At 47.2% G+C, this 17,023-nt stretch carries 15 protein-coding genes and 1 other annotated feature (1 of these 16 running past the window's edge); all 15 genes read left to right on the top strand.

Annotated features, from left to right (window positions below):
* Window positions 1-14 (top strand) — a sequence feature (ribosomal protein L10 leader region); it begins 138 nt to the left of the window's first position.
* A gap of 59 nt (window positions 15-73) precedes the next feature.
* The 15 genes from rplJ to rplB all read left to right on the top strand — a co-directional run bounded on the left by rplJ (window position 74) and on the right by rplB (window position 16,997).
* Complete coding sequence (gene rplJ, locus COP04_RS01920) at window positions 74-580, top strand: 50S ribosomal protein L10 (protein ID WP_100486459.1); 507 nt, start codon at window positions 74-76, stop codon at window positions 578-580.
* 72 nt (window positions 581-652) lie between these two features.
* Window positions 653-1,015 (top strand): 50S ribosomal protein L7/L12, encoded by a 363-nt coding sequence (rplL, locus tag COP04_RS01915; RefSeq protein WP_100486458.1) that lies wholly within the window; start codon window positions 653-655, stop codon window positions 1,013-1,015.
* Between the two features lie 89 nt (window positions 1,016-1,104).
* Window positions 1,105-1,701 carry a class I SAM-dependent methyltransferase gene (locus COP04_RS01910; protein WP_100486457.1) on the top strand — a complete coding sequence of 199 codons (597 nt, stop codon included), beginning with the start codon at window positions 1,105-1,107 and terminating at the stop codon, window positions 1,699-1,701.
* Between the two features lie 168 nt (window positions 1,702-1,869).
* Window positions 1,870-5,391, top strand: coding sequence for a DNA-directed RNA polymerase subunit beta (rpoB, locus tag COP04_RS01905; protein ID WP_100486456.1), 3,522 nt, complete (start codon window positions 1,870-1,872; stop codon window positions 5,389-5,391).
* Between the two features lie 98 nt (window positions 5,392-5,489).
* Window positions 5,490-9,116, top strand: a complete 3,627-nt coding sequence (gene rpoC, locus COP04_RS01900) for a DNA-directed RNA polymerase subunit beta' (protein ID WP_100486455.1) — start codon at window positions 5,490-5,492, stop codon at window positions 9,114-9,116.
* Between the two features lie 82 nt (window positions 9,117-9,198).
* On the top strand, window positions 9,199-9,450 hold the full coding sequence (locus COP04_RS01895) for a 50S ribosomal protein L7ae-like protein (protein ID WP_100486454.1): 252 nt from the start codon (window positions 9,199-9,201) through the stop codon (window positions 9,448-9,450).
* 101 nt (window positions 9,451-9,551) lie between these two features.
* Complete coding sequence (gene rpsL, locus COP04_RS01890; protein ID WP_100486453.1) at window positions 9,552-9,965, top strand: 30S ribosomal protein S12; 414 nt, start codon at window positions 9,552-9,554, stop codon at window positions 9,963-9,965.
* 32 nt (window positions 9,966-9,997) lie between these two features.
* Window positions 9,998-10,468 (top strand): 30S ribosomal protein S7, encoded by a 471-nt coding sequence (gene rpsG / locus COP04_RS01885; RefSeq protein WP_100486452.1) that lies wholly within the window; start codon window positions 9,998-10,000, stop codon window positions 10,466-10,468.
* 32 nt (window positions 10,469-10,500) lie between these two features.
* On the top strand, window positions 10,501-12,579 hold the full coding sequence (fusA, locus tag COP04_RS01880) for an elongation factor G (protein WP_100486451.1): 2,079 nt from the start codon (window positions 10,501-10,503) through the stop codon (window positions 12,577-12,579).
* A 138-nt stretch (window positions 12,580-12,717) separates the two neighbouring features.
* On the top strand, window positions 12,718-13,905 hold the full coding sequence (gene tuf / locus COP04_RS01875) for an elongation factor Tu (RefSeq protein ID WP_100486450.1): 1,188 nt from the start codon (window positions 12,718-12,720) through the stop codon (window positions 13,903-13,905).
* Window positions 13,906-14,229: 324 nt separating this feature from the next.
* Complete coding sequence (gene rpsJ, locus COP04_RS01870; protein ID WP_010024543.1) at window positions 14,230-14,538, top strand: 30S ribosomal protein S10; 309 nt, start codon at window positions 14,230-14,232, stop codon at window positions 14,536-14,538.
* A gap of 30 nt (window positions 14,539-14,568) precedes the next feature.
* The gene (rplC, locus tag COP04_RS01865) at window positions 14,569-15,207 is read left to right on the top strand and encodes a 50S ribosomal protein L3 (RefSeq protein ID WP_100486449.1); all 639 of its coding nucleotides are present in this window, start codon (window positions 14,569-14,571) and stop codon (window positions 15,205-15,207) included.
* A 17-nt stretch (window positions 15,208-15,224) separates the two neighbouring features.
* Complete coding sequence (gene rplD / locus COP04_RS01860) at window positions 15,225-15,848, top strand: 50S ribosomal protein L4 (protein ID WP_100486448.1); 624 nt, start codon at window positions 15,225-15,227, stop codon at window positions 15,846-15,848.
* Window positions 15,848-16,138 carry a 50S ribosomal protein L23 gene (rplW, locus tag COP04_RS01855; RefSeq protein ID WP_100486447.1) on the top strand — a complete coding sequence of 97 codons (291 nt, stop codon included), beginning with the start codon at window positions 15,848-15,850 and terminating at the stop codon, window positions 16,136-16,138. The genes rplD and rplW overlap by 1 nt, the downstream gene beginning before the upstream one ends.
* A gap of 28 nt (window positions 16,139-16,166) precedes the next feature.
* On the top strand, window positions 16,167-16,997 hold the full coding sequence (gene rplB, locus COP04_RS01850; protein ID WP_100486446.1) for a 50S ribosomal protein L2: 831 nt from the start codon (window positions 16,167-16,169) through the stop codon (window positions 16,995-16,997).
* Window positions 16,998-17,023 lie beyond the last annotated feature (26 nt).

Genomic DNA, 17,023 nt, shown 5'->3' with positions numbered 1-17,023 from the left:
TTTTTAATGGCTTGTTTGCTGGGAAATGACTTCCTGAATACGGAAAGCAAAAAAAGGGGAGGTGTACAAAACAATGAGCAATGATAGCGTTCTTGCAGAAAAAAAGAAAATCGTCGATGAAATTGCCGGCAAGATGAAGGAAAGTGCAGCAACAATTGTTGTGAACTACCGTGGGCTGACCGTCGCTGAAGTAACAGAACTTCGCAAACAGCTTCGCGAAGCTAATGTGGATTATAAAGTATACAAGAATACTTTTGCACGCCGTGCTGCGGAAATCGCCGGTGTGACTTCTCTTGATGAGATTCTCACAGGTCCGACGGCTGTTTCTTTCAGCAAAGAGGATGTAATCGCTCCGGCCAAAGTGCTTTATAATTTTTCGAAAGATCACGAAGCCCTGGAAATTAAGGGAGGCGTGATTGAAGGCAAGACGGCATCGATGGATGAACTCAAAGCACTCGCAGAACTGCCTTCAAAGGAGACTCTGCTGTCAATGCTGGCCAATGTACTGCAGGCTCCGATCCGCAACTTTGCGATTGGTGTCAAGGCCGTAGCAGAACAAAAGGGACAGCAGGAAGCTTGATCCTAGCTGCTTGAAAGATGACATTGAAAGGCGAATTCAATAAAAAAGGAAATTTAAGGAGGATTATTTTCAATGACTAAAGAAGATATCATTGGTGCAATTAAAGAGATGTCTGTTCTGGAACTGAACGATCTCGTTAAAGCAATTGAAGATGAATTTGGCGTAACGGCGGCGGCTCAGGTTGCGGCTCCGGCAGGCGCAGGCGCTGTTGCAGAAGAAGAAAAGACTGAGTTTGATGTTGTTCTTGCGGAAGCCGGCGATCAGAAGATCAAGGTTATCAAGGTCGTTCGTGAAATCACGGGTCTTGGACTGAAAGATGCAAAGGCATTAGTTGACGGTGCACCTAAGGCTGTCAAGGAAGGCGCTGCTAAGGAAGAAGCCGAAGAAATCAAAGGCAAACTCGAAGAAGTTGGCGCAAAAGTAGAACTGAAATAAGTTCTTATTCAAGCCCGCGCTTGCGCGGGCTTTTTTATTTGACAGGCATTGCCGATTTTACTATTCCTCTTTTTAAGGTGATGATGCTAATGAGTGAACATTATTATTCAGAACATCCCCATGCGGCAAGTCACCGCCAGATAACGACGGCGGAATTAAGAGGAAATGCCCTTTCTTTTGTAACAGATTCAGGAGTATTTTCAAAGAAAGGAATTGATTTCGGTTCCAGACTCCTGATAGAGAGTTTCCGCGAGCCTGAAATTCCGGGAAAAATTTTGGACATGGGCTGCGGCTATGGCCCGATCGGTATTTCACTGGGTCGGTCGTTTCCAACGCGACAGGTCATGATGGTGGATATCAATGAGAGAGCCGTTGCGTTGGCAAAAGAAAATGCTAAGACCAATGGAGTAGACGTCTTGGTGTCCCAAAGCGATCTGTATGAAACGATTGAAGAGACATACGCTGCCATTGTAACCAATCCCCCGATTCGCGCAGGCAAGAAAATTGTCAGACAGATTCTAACTGAATCCTACCAACATCTTGAACCTGGAGGCGAACTTTGGGCGGTTATCCAGAAAAAACAGGGGGGCCCTTCTGCTTTGACCTTGCTTCAGGATGTGTTCGGTCGGGTGGATGTTGCGGCGCGCAAAAAAGGGTATCATGTTTTTTGTGCAAGAAAAGGTTGACATTGAAAATTCACTATGATATTATGTTTTAATGCTAACATTGATATATTTGTAAGTATAGGTTATCCTATTTTTGGGAAAACTAATCAAATAATTTTTGGATCGCGGTAAGCTCAGTTGTTCGGTTTGCCGGTTTTTTCAATATGCTTGATTTGAGGGGTGAAATAGTTGACAGGTCAACTTGTACAATACGGACGCCACCGCCAACGCAGGAGCTACGCTCGGATTAAAGAAGTACTGGAACTCCCTAATCTAATTGAAATTCAGACTGCTTCTTATCAATGGTTTCTGGATGAGGGCATTCGGGAGATGTTTCAGGACATTTCCCCGGTGGAAGATTTCACGGGAAACCTGATCCTGGAGTTTGTCGACTATAGTTTGGGCGAACCAAAATACTCAGTTGACGAATCAAAATCGCGTGATGTGACTTATGCTGCACCATTGCGTGTTAAAGTCCGGTTGATCAACAAAGAGACTGGGGAAGTCAAAGAGCAGGAAGTATTTATGGGCGATTTCCCTCTCATGACAGAGGCAGGGACGTTTATTATTAATGGTGCGGAACGTGTCATTGTCTCACAGCTGGTCCGTTCGCCCGGTGTTTATTTTAACGAAAAAGTCGATAAGAACGCCAAAAAAGGGTATGGCGCGACCGTCATCCCGAACAGGGGCGCATGGCTAGAATATGAAACCGATGCCAAAGATGTTGCTTACGTGAGGATTGACCGTACGAGGAAAGTGCCAGTTACGGTTCTTTTGCGTTCTCTGGGTTTCAGCACGGATCAGGAAATTACCGACCTTTTGGGCGATGATGAGTATCTCAGAAACACTATGGAGAAAGACAACACAGACAGTACGGATAAAGCACTTGTCGAAATATACGAACGCCTGCGCCCAGGTGAACCGCCGACCGTTGAAAATGCTAAGAGCTTGCTTGAAGCACGCTTTTTTGACCCGAAGCGCTATGACCTGGCAAACGTTGGCCGTTATAAAATGAACAAGAAACTGAACATTAAAAACCGCCTTTTCAATCAGCGCCTTGCTGAAAAGCTGATCGATCCGGAGACCGGTGAGATTGTTGCCAACGAGGGTACATTGCTTGACCGCCGGACACTTGATCGGCTGTTGCCGATCATCGAAAAGAAAATCGGTTATGTTGAATATACCCCACGTGAAGGTGTGATTGCCGGTCAGACCGTCAGGGTTCAGTCAATCAGCGTGTATTCGCCGCTTGATGAGGATAGGGGCAAGGTCATCAAAGTCATGGGCAACTGTGGCATCGATAAGTCTATCAAACACATTACTCCGGCAGATATTCTGTCTTCAATGAACTATTTCTTTAATCTGATGCACGGCATCGGTGACACTGATGACATTGACCACCTTGGCAACCGCCGCCTGAGATCTGTAGGAGAGCTGTTGCAGAATCAGTTCCGTATCGGGCTCTCACGTATGGAGCGTGTGATTCGCGAAAGAATGTCCATACAGGACACAAACAGCATTACACCTCAGGCATTGATCAATATCAGACCAGTCATTGCTTCAATTAAGGAATTCTTTGGCAGCTCGCAGCTCTCGCAATTTATGGATCAGACGAATCCACTGGCTGAACTGACCCATAAGCGCAGACTTTCCGCACTTGGACCTGGTGGTTTGACAAGAGAACGTGCCGGAATGGAAGTCCGTGACGTTCACTATTCACACTATGGACGTATGTGCCCGATTGAAACGCCTGAAGGGCCGAATATCGGACTGATCAACTCGCTGTCAAGCTATGCACGTGTCAATAAATATGGATTCATTGAGACACCTTATCGCCGAGTTGATCCGGATACTGGAAAGGTTACCGAACACATCGATTATCTGACAGCAGATGAAGAAGATAATTATGTGGTGGCCCAGGCTAATGCGGAATTGAATGATGATGGATCTTTCAAGGATGACCACATTCTCGCACGTTTCCGCAGTGAGAACCTGGTCGTCCACCGCGACCGTGTAGACTATATGGACGTTTCACCAAAGCAGGTTGTTTCGGTGGCATCTGCATGCATACCATTCCTGGCAAACGATGACTCAAACCGGGCGCTAATGGGAGCAAATATGCAGCGGCAGGCAGTTCCGCTGCTCAACCCGGAAGCACCGATCGTCGGTACAGGCATGGAGTATGTTTCCGCCCGTGATTCAGGTGCTGCGATCCGCTCAAAGCATCGCGGCCGTGTTGAGTACGTATCAGCAGACAGCATAAAAATAAGAACATTGGAAACGGTAGACGGCAAGGAGACCGAGGGAGACATTGTTTCTTATAAGTTGTCCAAGTTTGAACGCTCAAATCAGGGTATGTGCTATAACCAGAAACCAATTGTTGAAAAAGATATGATCATAGACAAGGGCGAAATCATTGCTGATGGCCCGTCGATGGACAAGGGTGAACTCGCGCTTGGCCGCAACGTGCTTGTCGGTTTCATGACATGGAACGGCTATAATTACGAAGACGCCGTTATCATGAGCGAGAAACTGGTCAAAGACGATGTTTATACTTCCATCCATATCGAAGAGTACGAATCAGATGCGCGCGATACGAAACTGGGACCGGAAGATATCACTCGCGATATTCCAAATGTTGGTGATGACGCTCTTAAAAATCTGGATGATCGCGGCATTATCCGCATTGGCGCGGAAGTCCGCGATGGAGATATCCTTGTCGGCAAGGTAACACCAAAGGGCGTTACTGAACTGACGGCCGAGGAACGGTTGCTCCATGCAATTTTTGGAGAAAAAGCACGCGAAGTCCGCGATACTTCTCTGAAGGTGCCACATGGCGGCGGAGGAATTGTCCACGATGTTAAAATTTTCACCCGTGAAGCCGGAGACGAGCTGCCGCCAGGTGTCAATGAGCTTGTGCGCGTCTATATTGTTCAAAAAAGAAAAATTCACGAAGGCGACAAAATGGCAGGACGCCACGGCAACAAGGGTGTCATTTCCAAAATCCTTCCGGAAGAGGATATGCCATTCCTACCAAACGGACGTCCGCTTGACATTATGCTGAATCCGCTGGGCGTTCCTTCTCGAATGAATATCGGTCAGGTGTTGGAACTCCATTTGGGGATGGCGGCACGCGAGCTTGGCATCCATGTAGCCACACCTGTATTTGACGGTGCACGTGAAGAGGATGTCTGGAGCACGCTGGAAGAAGCCGGACTATCGAGAGACGGAAAAACGGTATTGTACGACGGACGCACCGGGGAACCTTTCGACAACCGCGTTTCTGTCGGCGTCATGTACATGATCAAGCTGGCGCACATGGTCGACGATAAGCTGCATGCGCGTTCTACAGGCCCCTATTCACTTGTTACGCAACAGCCGCTCGGAGGCAAGGCACAGTTCGGCGGCCAGCGTTTCGGTGAAATGGAGGTCTGGGCACTTGAAGCGTACGGCGCTGCCCACACACTTCAGGAAATCCTGACAGTGAAGTCAGACGATGTCGTCGGACGTGTAAAGACCTACGAGGCTATTGTCAAGGGTGAGAACGTGCCGGATCCCGGTGTTCCAGAAGCCTTCAAAGTATTGATCAAGGAACTGCAAAGCCTTGGCATGGATGTTAAAGTTCTGGCCGAGGACAAATCGGAAATCGTTATCAAAGAACTCGAAGATGAAGAAGAAACGCTTGATGACAGCCTGAACGTACAAGTTTAAGATATTCAGAATCAACCTCTTCTAGCAAAAACAGCTCGGTGAAACAACTCGGTGGCACAAGTGCCAAAAAGACTGAAAATATAAGGGAGGTTGCCCCCTTGCTGGATGTTAATAAATTTGAATTTATGAAGATTGGTTTAGCATCACCGGATAAAATCCGTTCATGGTCACATGGTGAAGTCAAGAAACCTGAAACCATCAACTACAGGACACTGAAACCTGAAAAGGACGGTTTGTTCTGCGAACGGATCTTCGGACCGACAAAAGACTGGGAATGTCATTGCGGAAAGTACAAACGTGTGAGATATAAGGGTGTTGTCTGCGATCGGTGCGGCGTTGAGGTAACTCGCGCAAAAGTCAGAAGAGAGAGAATGGGACACATTGAACTTGCTGCCCCAGTCTCTCATATATGGTACTTTAAGGGAATACCGAGCCGCATGGGCCTCCTGCTTGACATGTCTCCCCGGGCCCTTGAAGAAGTCATCTACTTCGCATCGTATGTTGTGACGGAGCCAGGAGACACACCGCTTGAGAAAAAGCAGTTGCTTTCGGAAAAAGAATACCGGAGCTATCGTGAAAAGTACGGTACAGCATTTAAAGCCGGCATGGGTGCAGAAGCAATAAAAAAATTGCTTCAGGATGTTGATCTGGACAAGGAATCTGAGACACTGCAGGAAGAATTGAAGAGTGTTCAGGGGCAGCGCCGTACACGTGCCGTGAAACGGCTTGAAGTGATTGAGGCCTTCCGTGAATCTGGGAATGAGCCTTCTTGGATGATTCTTGATGTTCTGCCTGTTATTCCGCCTGAATTGCGTCCGATGGTGCAGCTGGACGGCGGACGTTTTGCGACGTCCGATCTGAATGACCTGTACCGCCGTGTGATTAACCGTAACAATCGGCTGAAAAGGCTTCTCGAACTTGGCGCTCCAAGCATTATTGTCCAGAACGAAAAGCGCATGCTCCAAGAAGCTGTGGATTCATTAATTGACAATGGCCGCCGCGGTCGACCGGTAACAGGCCCTGGAAATCGCCCGCTGAAATCTCTTTCGCATATGCTGAAAGGAAAACAAGGACGTTTTCGCCAGAACCTGCTTGGTAAGCGTGTCGATTATTCCGGCCGTTCCGTTATTGCCGTCGGTCCGAGCCTGCAGATGTATCAATGCGGTCTGCCAAAAGAAATGGCACTTGAACTGTTTAAACCTTTTGTCATGAAAGAATTAGTCAGCCGTGGTATTGCTAACAATATTAAAAGTGCAAAGCGCAAGGTGGAGAAGGTAAACCCGGAAGTTTGGGGAGTCCTTGAAGATGTGATTAGGGAACACCCTGTCCTTCTGAACCGGGCACCGACACTGCACCGGCTTGGCATTCAGGCCTTTGAACCTACAATTGTCGAGGGGCGTGCAATCCGTCTGCATCCGCTTGTCTGCACCGCCTATAATGCAGACTTCGACGGTGACCAAATGGCTGTTCACGTACCGCTGTCGACTGAGGCGCAGGCGGAAGCCAGGCTGTTGATGCTGGGTGCTCAGAACATTCTAAACCCGAAAGATGGCAAGCCAATTGTTACTCCTTCGCAGGACATGGTGCTGGGCAATTATTACTTGACACTCGAAAGAAAGGGTGCCATCGGCGAAGGCAAGGTCTTTAAAGATCCAAATGAAGTCATGCTGGCCTATCACAACGGCTATGTCCACTTCCATACGCGGATTGCCATTCCGGCTGTATCGACGCATAATCCGACATTTACTGAAGATCAAAATAAGGAATATTTACTGACGACTGTCGGTAAGCTGATTTTCAACCGTATTTTGCCGCCGTCGTTTCCATATATCAATGAACCGACGGATCATAATCTTCAGGTGGCGACGCCTGATAAATATTTTGTGCCAATGGGTGCTGATATCCAGAAGGAAATTGCATCCCGCGATGAAATTTCTCCTTTCAAAAAAGGATATCTTGGGCACATTATTGCTGAAGTATTTAAACGGTATAAAGTCACGGAAACTTCTAAATTTCTCGACCGTCTGAAGGCATTGGGGTTCCAGTATTCAACGAAAGCAGGAATCACGGTGGGTGTTTCCGACGTTATCGTGCTTCCTGAGAAAAAAGAAATTCTCGATAAAGCCGAAGAAAATGTTCAAAAGGTCATGAAACAATTCCGTCGCGGCTTGATAACAGAAGATGAGCGCTACGAGCGGGTTGTTGGCATCTGGAGCGATGCAAAAGACACGATTCAGTCAAAACTGATGGATTCACTGGCAAAAACCAACCCAATCTTCATGATGAGCGATTCCGGCGCGCGAGGGAATGCGTCGAACTTCACCCAATTGGCTGGTATGCGTGGCTTGATGGCCGATCCTTCAGGTCGAATCATTGAGCTTCCAATTATCTCGAGTTTCCGTGAAGGTCTGACTGTGTTGGAGTATTTCATTTCCACTCACGGTGCCCGCAAAGGACTCGCTGATACCGCGCTGAAGACAGCCAACTCTGGTTATCTGACCCGCCGTCTTGTCGATGTTGCTCAGGATGTTATTGTAAGAGAAGATGACTGCGGTACTGACCGTGGGCTCGTCGTCCATGCAATTCATGAGGGCACTGAAGAAATCGAAAGCCTGTATGACCGTCTTGTTGGTCGTACGTCGAATCAAACGCTTTATCATCCCGATACGGATGAACTGCTTGTTAAAAAAGATGAGCTGATCAATGAAGATATAGCCACTAAAATCGTCAATGCCGGAATCGAAGAAGTAGAAATTCGTTCGGTATTCACCTGTGAAACCAGGCATGGCGTTTGCAAAAAATGCTATGGACGCAACCTGGCAACAGGATCTGAAGTGGAGGTCGGCGAGGCTGTCGGCATCATAGCTGCCCAGTCAATCGGCGAACCAGGGACGCAGCTGACGATGCGTACGTTCCACACAGGCGGTGTTGCCGGGGACGATATTACGCAAGGTCTTCCGCGTATACAGGAATTGTTTGAGGCACGGAATCCTAAAGGACAGGCGACCATTTCGGAAATCAATGGTGTCGTTACCTCTGTCAGTGAACTGAAGGATAAACGGGAAGTCACTGTTAAAGGAGAACTGGAAACCCGCAGTTATACGATTCCGCTGAGTGCGCGTATGAAGGTTGGCGAAGGCAGTGAAGTTAAAGCAGGCGAATCTCTAAATGAAGGTTCTATTGATCCAAAAGAACTGCTTCACATCGTCGGTCTGAGAGGCGTTCAAAATTATCTGCTTCGTGAAGTGCAGAAAGTTTACCGGATGCAAGGCGTTGAAATTGGTGACAAGCACGTCGAAGTCATGGTGCGCCAAATGATGCGGAAAATCCGTGTGATTGACAGCGGTGATACTTCTGTACTGCCGGGTGCTCTGGTTGACGTTCACCGTTTTAAGGATGACAACCGCGATGTCCTGCTTCATAGGAAAGTGCCGGCAACCGGGCATCCCGTATTGCTTGGCATTACGAAGGCTGCTCTTGAAACGGAATCCTTCCTGTCCGCCGCTTCTTTCCAGGAAACGACGAGGGTATTGACTGATGCTGCGATCAAGGGTAAGGTCGATGAATTGATCGGCCTTAAGGAAAATGTGACGATCGGCAAACTGATCCCAGCTGGAACCGGCATGCCGAAATATCGCAGTGTTCAGGTTCAGACTGTCGAAGACGAAGAAAAGAAGGCTGAAGAGGAAAAGCCTGCTGACGAACTCATCAATCAGGAAAGCTGATTGGGTGTTGACAATGGAGAACGCCAGGTGCTATTATATCTGAGTGTTCTTGAACATTTGTTGCTTTGGAGGATTTGGCCTGATGTCTTATGAAAAAGTGACACAAGCAAAGAACGGAATCATTATTGGTACAAAACAGGCGTTGAAAGCATTGAGGGAAAATCGTGTTAAAGAGGTTATCATTGCCGAAGATGCTGATGTTCGCGTAACCAATAAGGTACTGACACTTGCGGAAGAATTAGACGTGCCGGTTTACCCTGTTGACTCAATGAAGAAGCTTGGTCAAGCATGCGGCATTGAAGTTGGGGCGTCGGCAGTTGCAATAAAAAGATAATGTTTTTGCAAAAGATTTTGCTTTTGCAAAAACACTTTTTTGCGCGAAAAAGGAACCGCCTGGATCAGTGGGTTTAGAATTTTGAAAGGAGGAACAGGATAATGCCAACAATCAATCAATTAATTCGTCAAGGGCGTAAGTCGAAAATCAAAAAGTCCACAGCACCTGCTCTCAACAGGGGATACAACAGCTTTAAGAAAGCACTGACTGATGATTTCGCACCACAGAAACGCGGTGTGTGCACACGTGTCGGCACACTGACACCTAAGAAGCCTAACTCGGCGCTTCGTAAATATGCTCGTGTCCGGCTGTCGAACAACATTGAAGTGAATGCTTACATCCCGGGAATCGGGCACAATCTGCAGGAGCATAGTGTCGTCTTGATTCGTGGAGGACGTGTAAAGGACCTTCCTGGTGTGCGCTATCATATTATTCGCGGTGCTCTTGATACAGCCAGTGTTGTTGATCGTAAACAGGGTCGTTCAAAATACGGCGCTAAGAAGCCTAAGGAATAAGCAAATAAACGAATTGGGAAGGAGGAGTTATCATGCCAAGAAAAGGACCTGTTGAAAAAAGAGACGTTCTACCTGATCCGCTTTATAACTCGAAGCTGGTCACACGCTTGATTAACCGTATGATGAAGGACGGCAAAAGAGGCAAATCTCAGACCATTCTTTATCAGGCATTTGATTTAATCAAGGAACGCACCAATCAGGAACCAATGGAAGTATTTGAACAGGCGTTGAAAAATGTTATGCCGGTTCTCGAAGTAAAAGCACGTCGTGTAGGTGGCTCAAACTACCAGGTGCCGGTTGAAGTGCGTCCGGAACGCCGGACGACTTTAGGGCTGCGCTACCTTGTCAATTATTCAAGACTTCGCGGCGAAAAAACGATGGTTGAGAGACTGGCAAGCGAAATTATCGATGCTTCCAACAATACTGGAGCATCTGTAAAGAAACGCGAAGATATGCACAAAATGGCCGAGGCTAACAAGGCTTTTGCTCATTATCGCTGGTAATTGCAATTCACACTGAGGAAGGAGTGAAAACCATGGCGAGGGATTTCTCTTTGGAGAAAACGCGCAACATTGGCATTATGGCCCACATTGATGCCGGTAAGACAACGACAACGGAGCGTATTCTCTTCTATTCTGGACGTATTCACAAAATTGGTGAAACCCATGAAGGGGCTTCGCAAATGGACTGGATGGATCAGGAAAAGGAACGTGGCATTACGATTACATCCGCTGCGACAACGGCTCAATGGAAGGGCTATCGAGTTAATATCATTGACACTCCGGGGCACGTCGATTTCACTGTTGAAGTTGAACGTTCACTTCGTGTCCTTGACGGTGCTGTAGCGGTTCTTGATGCCCAGTCCGGTGTTGAGCCTCAGACGGAAACCGTTTGGCGCCAGGCAACAACGTATGGCGTGCCAAGAATAGTATTTGTAAACAAAATGGATAAGATTGGCGCTAATTTCCTTTATTCATGCAAGACGCTGCATGAACGCCTTCAAGCTAATGCCCACCCGATTCAGCTGCCAATGGGTGCTGAAGACGATTACAAGGGCGAGATTGACTTGGTTAACATGCAGGCTTACATCTATGAAGATGATCTGGGCTCTATTGTTGAGGCTGAAGAGATCCCGGATGAATATAAGGAACAAGCCGAAGAATACCATGATAAACTGGTTGAAGCCGTTGCTGACGTCGATGATGATATCATGGAAAAATATCTTAATGGCGATGAGATTTCCGTCGAAGAACTTAAAACAGCCATCCGCAAAGCGACTTGCGCGGTTAAATTTTATCCAGTACTGTGCGGTACAGCATTTAAAAACAAGGGTGTTCAGCATGTACTGGATGCAGTGATTGATTATCTGCCTTCACCGATTGACGTACCGCCAATCAAGGGAACACTTCCTGATAGCGGTGAAGAAGTTGAGCGTGTTGCAGATGATAATGAACCATTTGCTGCACTGGCTTTCAAAGTAATGACGGATCCGTTTGTCGGCAAGCTGACTTTCTTCCGTGTCTATTCTGGAACGGTTGAAGCCGGTTCATATGTCCAAAACTCGACAAAAGATTCCCGTGAACGCCTCGGCCGTATTTTGCTGATGCATGCCAATCATAGGAGTGAAATCAAAAAGGTTTACTCTGGTGATATTGCGGCGGCTGTTGGTTTGAAGAATACGACAACCGGAGATACGTTATGTGATGAGAACAATTTGATTGTCCTCGAATCAATGGATTTTCCGGATCCGGTAATCCACGTTGCGATCGAGCCGAAATCAAAAGCTGATCAAGATAAAATGGACATCGCACTGGCTAAACTGGCTGAAGAAGATCCAACTTTTAAAACGCACACGGATGAAGAAACCGGCCAGACCATCATTGGCGGCATGGGTGAACTTCACCTTGACATTATCGTTGACCGTATGCGTCGCGAATTCAAAGTCGAGGCCAATGTCGGTGCGCCGCAGGTTGCCTACCGTGAAACCTTGACCAAAGCGGGCAGAGCGGAAGGCAAATTCATCCGCCAGTCTGGTGGCCATGGCCAGTATGGGCATGTCTGGATTGAGTTCGAGCCACTTGATGAAGGCAGTGGATTTGTTTTTGAAAACAAGATTGTCGGCGGTGTCGTTCCTCGTGAATACATTCCGGCTGTCGAGGCCGGTTTGAAGGACTCCCTGCAGAACGGTCTGCTGGCAGGTTATCCAATCATTGATGTCAAGGCTAGTCTGGTCGACGGTTCTTATCATGATGTCGACTCCAGTGAAATGGCTTTCAAGATTGCAGCTTCGATGGCCCTCAAGGCTGCGAAAGGTGCCTGCGCTCCGGTTATCCTTGAACCGATTATGAAGGTTGAAATCAATATGCCGGATGAATATCTAGGCGATATCATGGGCGATATTACCAGCCGTCGCGGACGTGTTGACGGTATGGAAGCACGCGCAGGCGCACAGGCTGTCGATGCACATGTCCCTCTGGCAGAAATGTTTGGTTATGCGACCTCGCTTCGCTCATCTACTCAGGGCCGCGGGACGTTCACGATGCAGTTTGATCACTATGAACAAGTGCCAAAGAGTGTCAGCGAAGAAATTATTAAAAAGGCAACCGGTGAATAATTTCTATTTACCGAATCGCCCGATTGTCACACTTTGTTTTTTATTGTAAGCTAAGGAAGATGGCATGTACTTCTGCCAGTTTCCTTACTGCATATAAATTAAAACTTCGCATTGAATTAAAGGAGGATAATAAAATCCATGGCTAAAGAACATTATGAACGCACAAAACCGCATGTTAACATTGGTACAATTGGTCACGTCGATCACGGCAAGACTACGCTGACTGCGGCAATCACTACTGTACTTGCCAAAAAGGGCATGGCTCAGGCACGTGCTTATGACTCCATTGACGGTGCACCGGAAGAAAGAGAACGCGGAATCACGATCTCCACGGCTCATGTTGAATATGAAACAGACAAGCGTCACTATGCACATGTTGACTGCCCAGGGCACGCCGACTATGTTAAGAACATGATCACCGGCGCTGCACAGATGGACGGAGCTATTCTGGTTGTTTCCGCGGTTGACGGCCCAATGCCGCAAACTCGTGAACATATTCTGCTGGCTCACCAGGTTGGTGTCCCTGCGATTATCGTTTTCCTGAACAAAACAGATCAGGTTGACGATCCTGAACTTCTTGAACTGGTTGAAATGGAAGTTCGCGATCTTTTGAGCGAATACGATTATCCGGGTGACGATGTTCCGGTTATCAAAGGTTCGGCTTTGAAAGCATTGCAGGGCGATCCTGAAGAAGAAAAGCATATCCTTGAACTGATGGATGAAGTGGACAGCTACATTCCAACTCCTGTCCGCGACAATGACAAGCCATTCATGATGCCTGTTGAAGATGTATTCTCCATCTCAGGACGTGGCACCGTTGCTACTGGCCGTGTAGAACGTGGAACGGTTAAAATCGGTGATGAAGTTGAAATTCTTGGTCTGACAGATGCACCTAAGAAGACTGTAGTTACCGGCGTTGAAATGTTCCGTAAAACACTTGATTTTGCGGAAGCCGGCGACAACATTGGCGCACTGCTTCGCGGGGTTGAACGTGAAGGTGTTGAACGTGGCCAGGTTCTGATTAAACCAGGCACTGTTACAGCTTATAAAAAATTTAAGGCTCAGGTTTATGTCCTAAAGAAAGAAGAAGGCGGCCGCCATACTCCGTTCTTCACAAACTACCGTCCGCAATTTTATTTCAGGACAACCGATGTAACCGGAACAATCACGCTTCCGGAAGGAACTGAAATGGTAATGCCAGGCGACAACATCACTATGGATGTTGAATTGATTGCACCAATCGCCATTGAAAAAGGAACAAAGTTCACGATCCGTGAAGGTGGCCGTACTGTCGGTGCCGGATCTGTTTCCGAAATCGTCGAATGATTTAAAAGCAACTGAGCAATAAAAAAGCGCCTCTCACCGAGGCGCTTTTTTATTGCCTTTTTAAGTGATAGGTTTTAGTTGCGAATAAATCAATAGTGTAGTTGATCTTTGAGATAAAACTCTTTATAATGTATAAGTCACTGAAAAAACGGCCTTTCACCTTGCTTTCAATAGTCTAGTCATGTATAATAGTGGGGTTGGTTTGCGGCGATGATGCGAAAGGTTGCGGATACACCCGGCTCCTTTGCCAAGGCGGGATAGACGGAAATTTTCGCGGAGCAAGTCTGTTTTTGAAAAATGGACGAAAAAAGGAGGGAATGTAAGATGGCAAAACAAAAGATTCGCATTCGTCTGAAAGCATATGATCATCGTATTTTGGATCAGTCCGCTGAGAAAATCGTGGAAACGGCAAAACGTTCCGGGGCAAAGGTGTCCGGACCAATCCCGTTGCCGACTGAAAAGTCGATCTACACTATTCTTCGCGCGGTACACAAATACAAAGATTCACGTGAACAGTTCGAAATGCGTACACACAAACGTCTGGTCGACATAGTTGAGCCAACACCGCAGACAGTTGATTCTCTGATGAGACTTGATCTTCCGTCGGGTGTGGACATCGAAATCAAGTTATAAATTAATTCATTGTTATAGGAGGTGTAACGGATGACTAAAGGAATCTTAGGCAAAAAGGTCGGAATGACCCAGATTTTCGCTGAAAACGGAGATGCAGTCCCGGTTACAGTCGTTGACGTGTCTGACAATGTTGTTCTTCAGAAGAAGGATGTTGAAACAGACGGCTACGAAGCTGTACAAATCGGTTTCGACAAAGCAAAGGCGTCACGTATTACTAAAGCGGCTCAGGGTCATGCAGACAAAGCAAAGGCTGAACCTAAGCGCTTCATTAAAGAAATCCGTAATGTAAATCTTGCCGATTATGAACTCGGCCAGGAAGTAACTGCAGAAATATTTAAAGCAGGAGATATTGTTGATGTAACGGGTACATCAAAGGGCAAGGGATATCAGGGCCCGATTAAGCGCAACAACCAGTCCCGCGGCCCAATGGCTCATGGCTCACGCTATCATCGCCGTCCGGGTTCAATGGGTGTTATTGATCCAGCTCACGTATTCAAAGGAAAAAAACTTGCCGGCCGCATGGGCGGAGAGATCGTTACTGTTCAGAACCTCGTCATTGCAAAAGTAGATGCGGAACGCAAACTGATCCTGATCAGAGGCAATGTACCAGGCGCAAAGAAAAGCTATATTACAATCAAATCTGCTCGTAAAGCAGTAGAAGATAAATAAGAAGGGAGGATACTTCCATGCCAAAATTAACAGTTTTTGATCAAAAAGGGGCTCAGGTCGGAGACGTTGAACTTTCAGACTCAGTCTTTGGCATTAAACCCAATGAACATGTTCTTTACCAGGCAATCGTGATGCAGCAGGCATCTCAACGTCAGGGAACACACGCAGTAAAAAACCGTTCTGCAGTAAGAGGAGGCGGCCGCAAACCGTGGAAACAGAAAGGAACCGGCCGCGCACGGCAAGGTTCTATTCGCTCGCCTCAATGGGTAGGTGGCGGCACGGTATTCGGACCGACACCACGCAGTTATGCTTACAAGCTTCCTAAGAAAGTTCGGAAGCTGGCGATCAGGTCAGCACTGTCAGGGAAGGTCGGCGAGAGCGACCTGATTGTTCTTGACAGTCTTAAATTTGACGCGCCGAAAACAAAGGAGTTTGTTTCTGTACTGAAAAACTTGTCAGTTACAGAAAAGGCTTTAGTTGTTACAAATGATTTTGATGACACAGTCGTTCTTTCCTCACGCAATATTCCGGGCGTGAAAGTACTTACGGCAACGCAGGTCAATGTCCTGGATGTTGTTGCATACAACAAACTGATCGTCACCAAGGAAGCCGCCGAAAAGCTTGGGGAGGTGCTTGGATAATGAAAGATCCACGCGATATTATAAAGCGCCCCGTACTGACTGAACGGACAACTGATCAGATGGCCGATAAAAAGTATACATTTGATGTCGAGGTTCATGCGAACAAATCTGAAATCAAACGGGCAGTTGAAGCTATCTTTGATGTAAAAGTCGTTAAGGTCAACACCATTAATGTTAAGGGTAAGCCGAAACGTTATGGCCGTTACTCGGGGTATACTTCGAAACGCAAGAAAGCAATTGTCACTTTGACACCAGAGAGCAAGGAACTTGATTTCTTCTCAGGGAAATAAGGATTACTAAAGAAGGAGGTTATTGATCGTGCCACTTAAAAAGTATAAACCGACATCCAACGGACGCAGAAATATGAGTTCATTGGATTTCGCTGAAATAACAACAAACCGGCCAGAGAAGACATTGCTACAGGCACTGCCAAACAGAGCTGGCCGCAACAATCAGGGCAAGCTGACTGTTCGTCACCAGGGCGGCGGTCACAAACGCCAATATCGCGTTATTGATTTCAAGCGCAATAAGGACGGCGTACCAGGCCGGATTGCTACAATTGAATACGATCCGAATCGTACAGCTAACATTGCGCTGGTTCATTATGTAGATGGAGAGAAACGCTATATTCTCGCTCCACAAGGCCTCAAAGTCGGTATGCAGATCGTATCAGGGGCTGACGCAGATATCAAAACCGGAAACGCCCTTCCGCTCAAAAACATTCCAGTTGGTACAACCGTCCATAATATTGAGCTGAAACCGGGAAAAGGTGGACAGCTCGTCCGTTCCGCAGGCGCTTCAGCACAGATCCTCGGCAAGGAAGGCAAGTATGTTCTTGTTCGCCTTGTATCCGGTGAAGTCAGAATGATTCTTGAAACTTGCCGGGCGTCAATCGGACAGGTCGGAAACTTGGAACACGGCCTTGTGTCAGTCGGAAAAGCAGGACGCTCCCGTTGGAAAGGTATTCGCCCGACAGTCCGCGGTTCCGTTATGAACCCGAATGACCATCCGCACGGTGGTGGTGAAGGTAAAGCCCCTGTAGGCCGTAAGTCACCAATGTCACCTTGGGGCAAGCCGACAATGGGTTACAAAACACGTAAAAAGAAGAATCAGTCGGAACAGTTTATTATCAGACATCGCAAGAAATAATTGCGGAAAGATATTTTATTTTGGAA

Source organism: Sporolactobacillus pectinivorans, from assembly GCF_002802965.1.
In the GTDB taxonomy this organism is placed as follows: domain Bacteria; phylum Bacillota; class Bacilli; order Bacillales; family Sporolactobacillaceae; genus Sporolactobacillus; species Sporolactobacillus pectinivorans.
The sequence above is the reverse complement of the archived record's forward strand: the minus strand, read 5'-3'. Positions and strand labels throughout refer to the sequence as shown.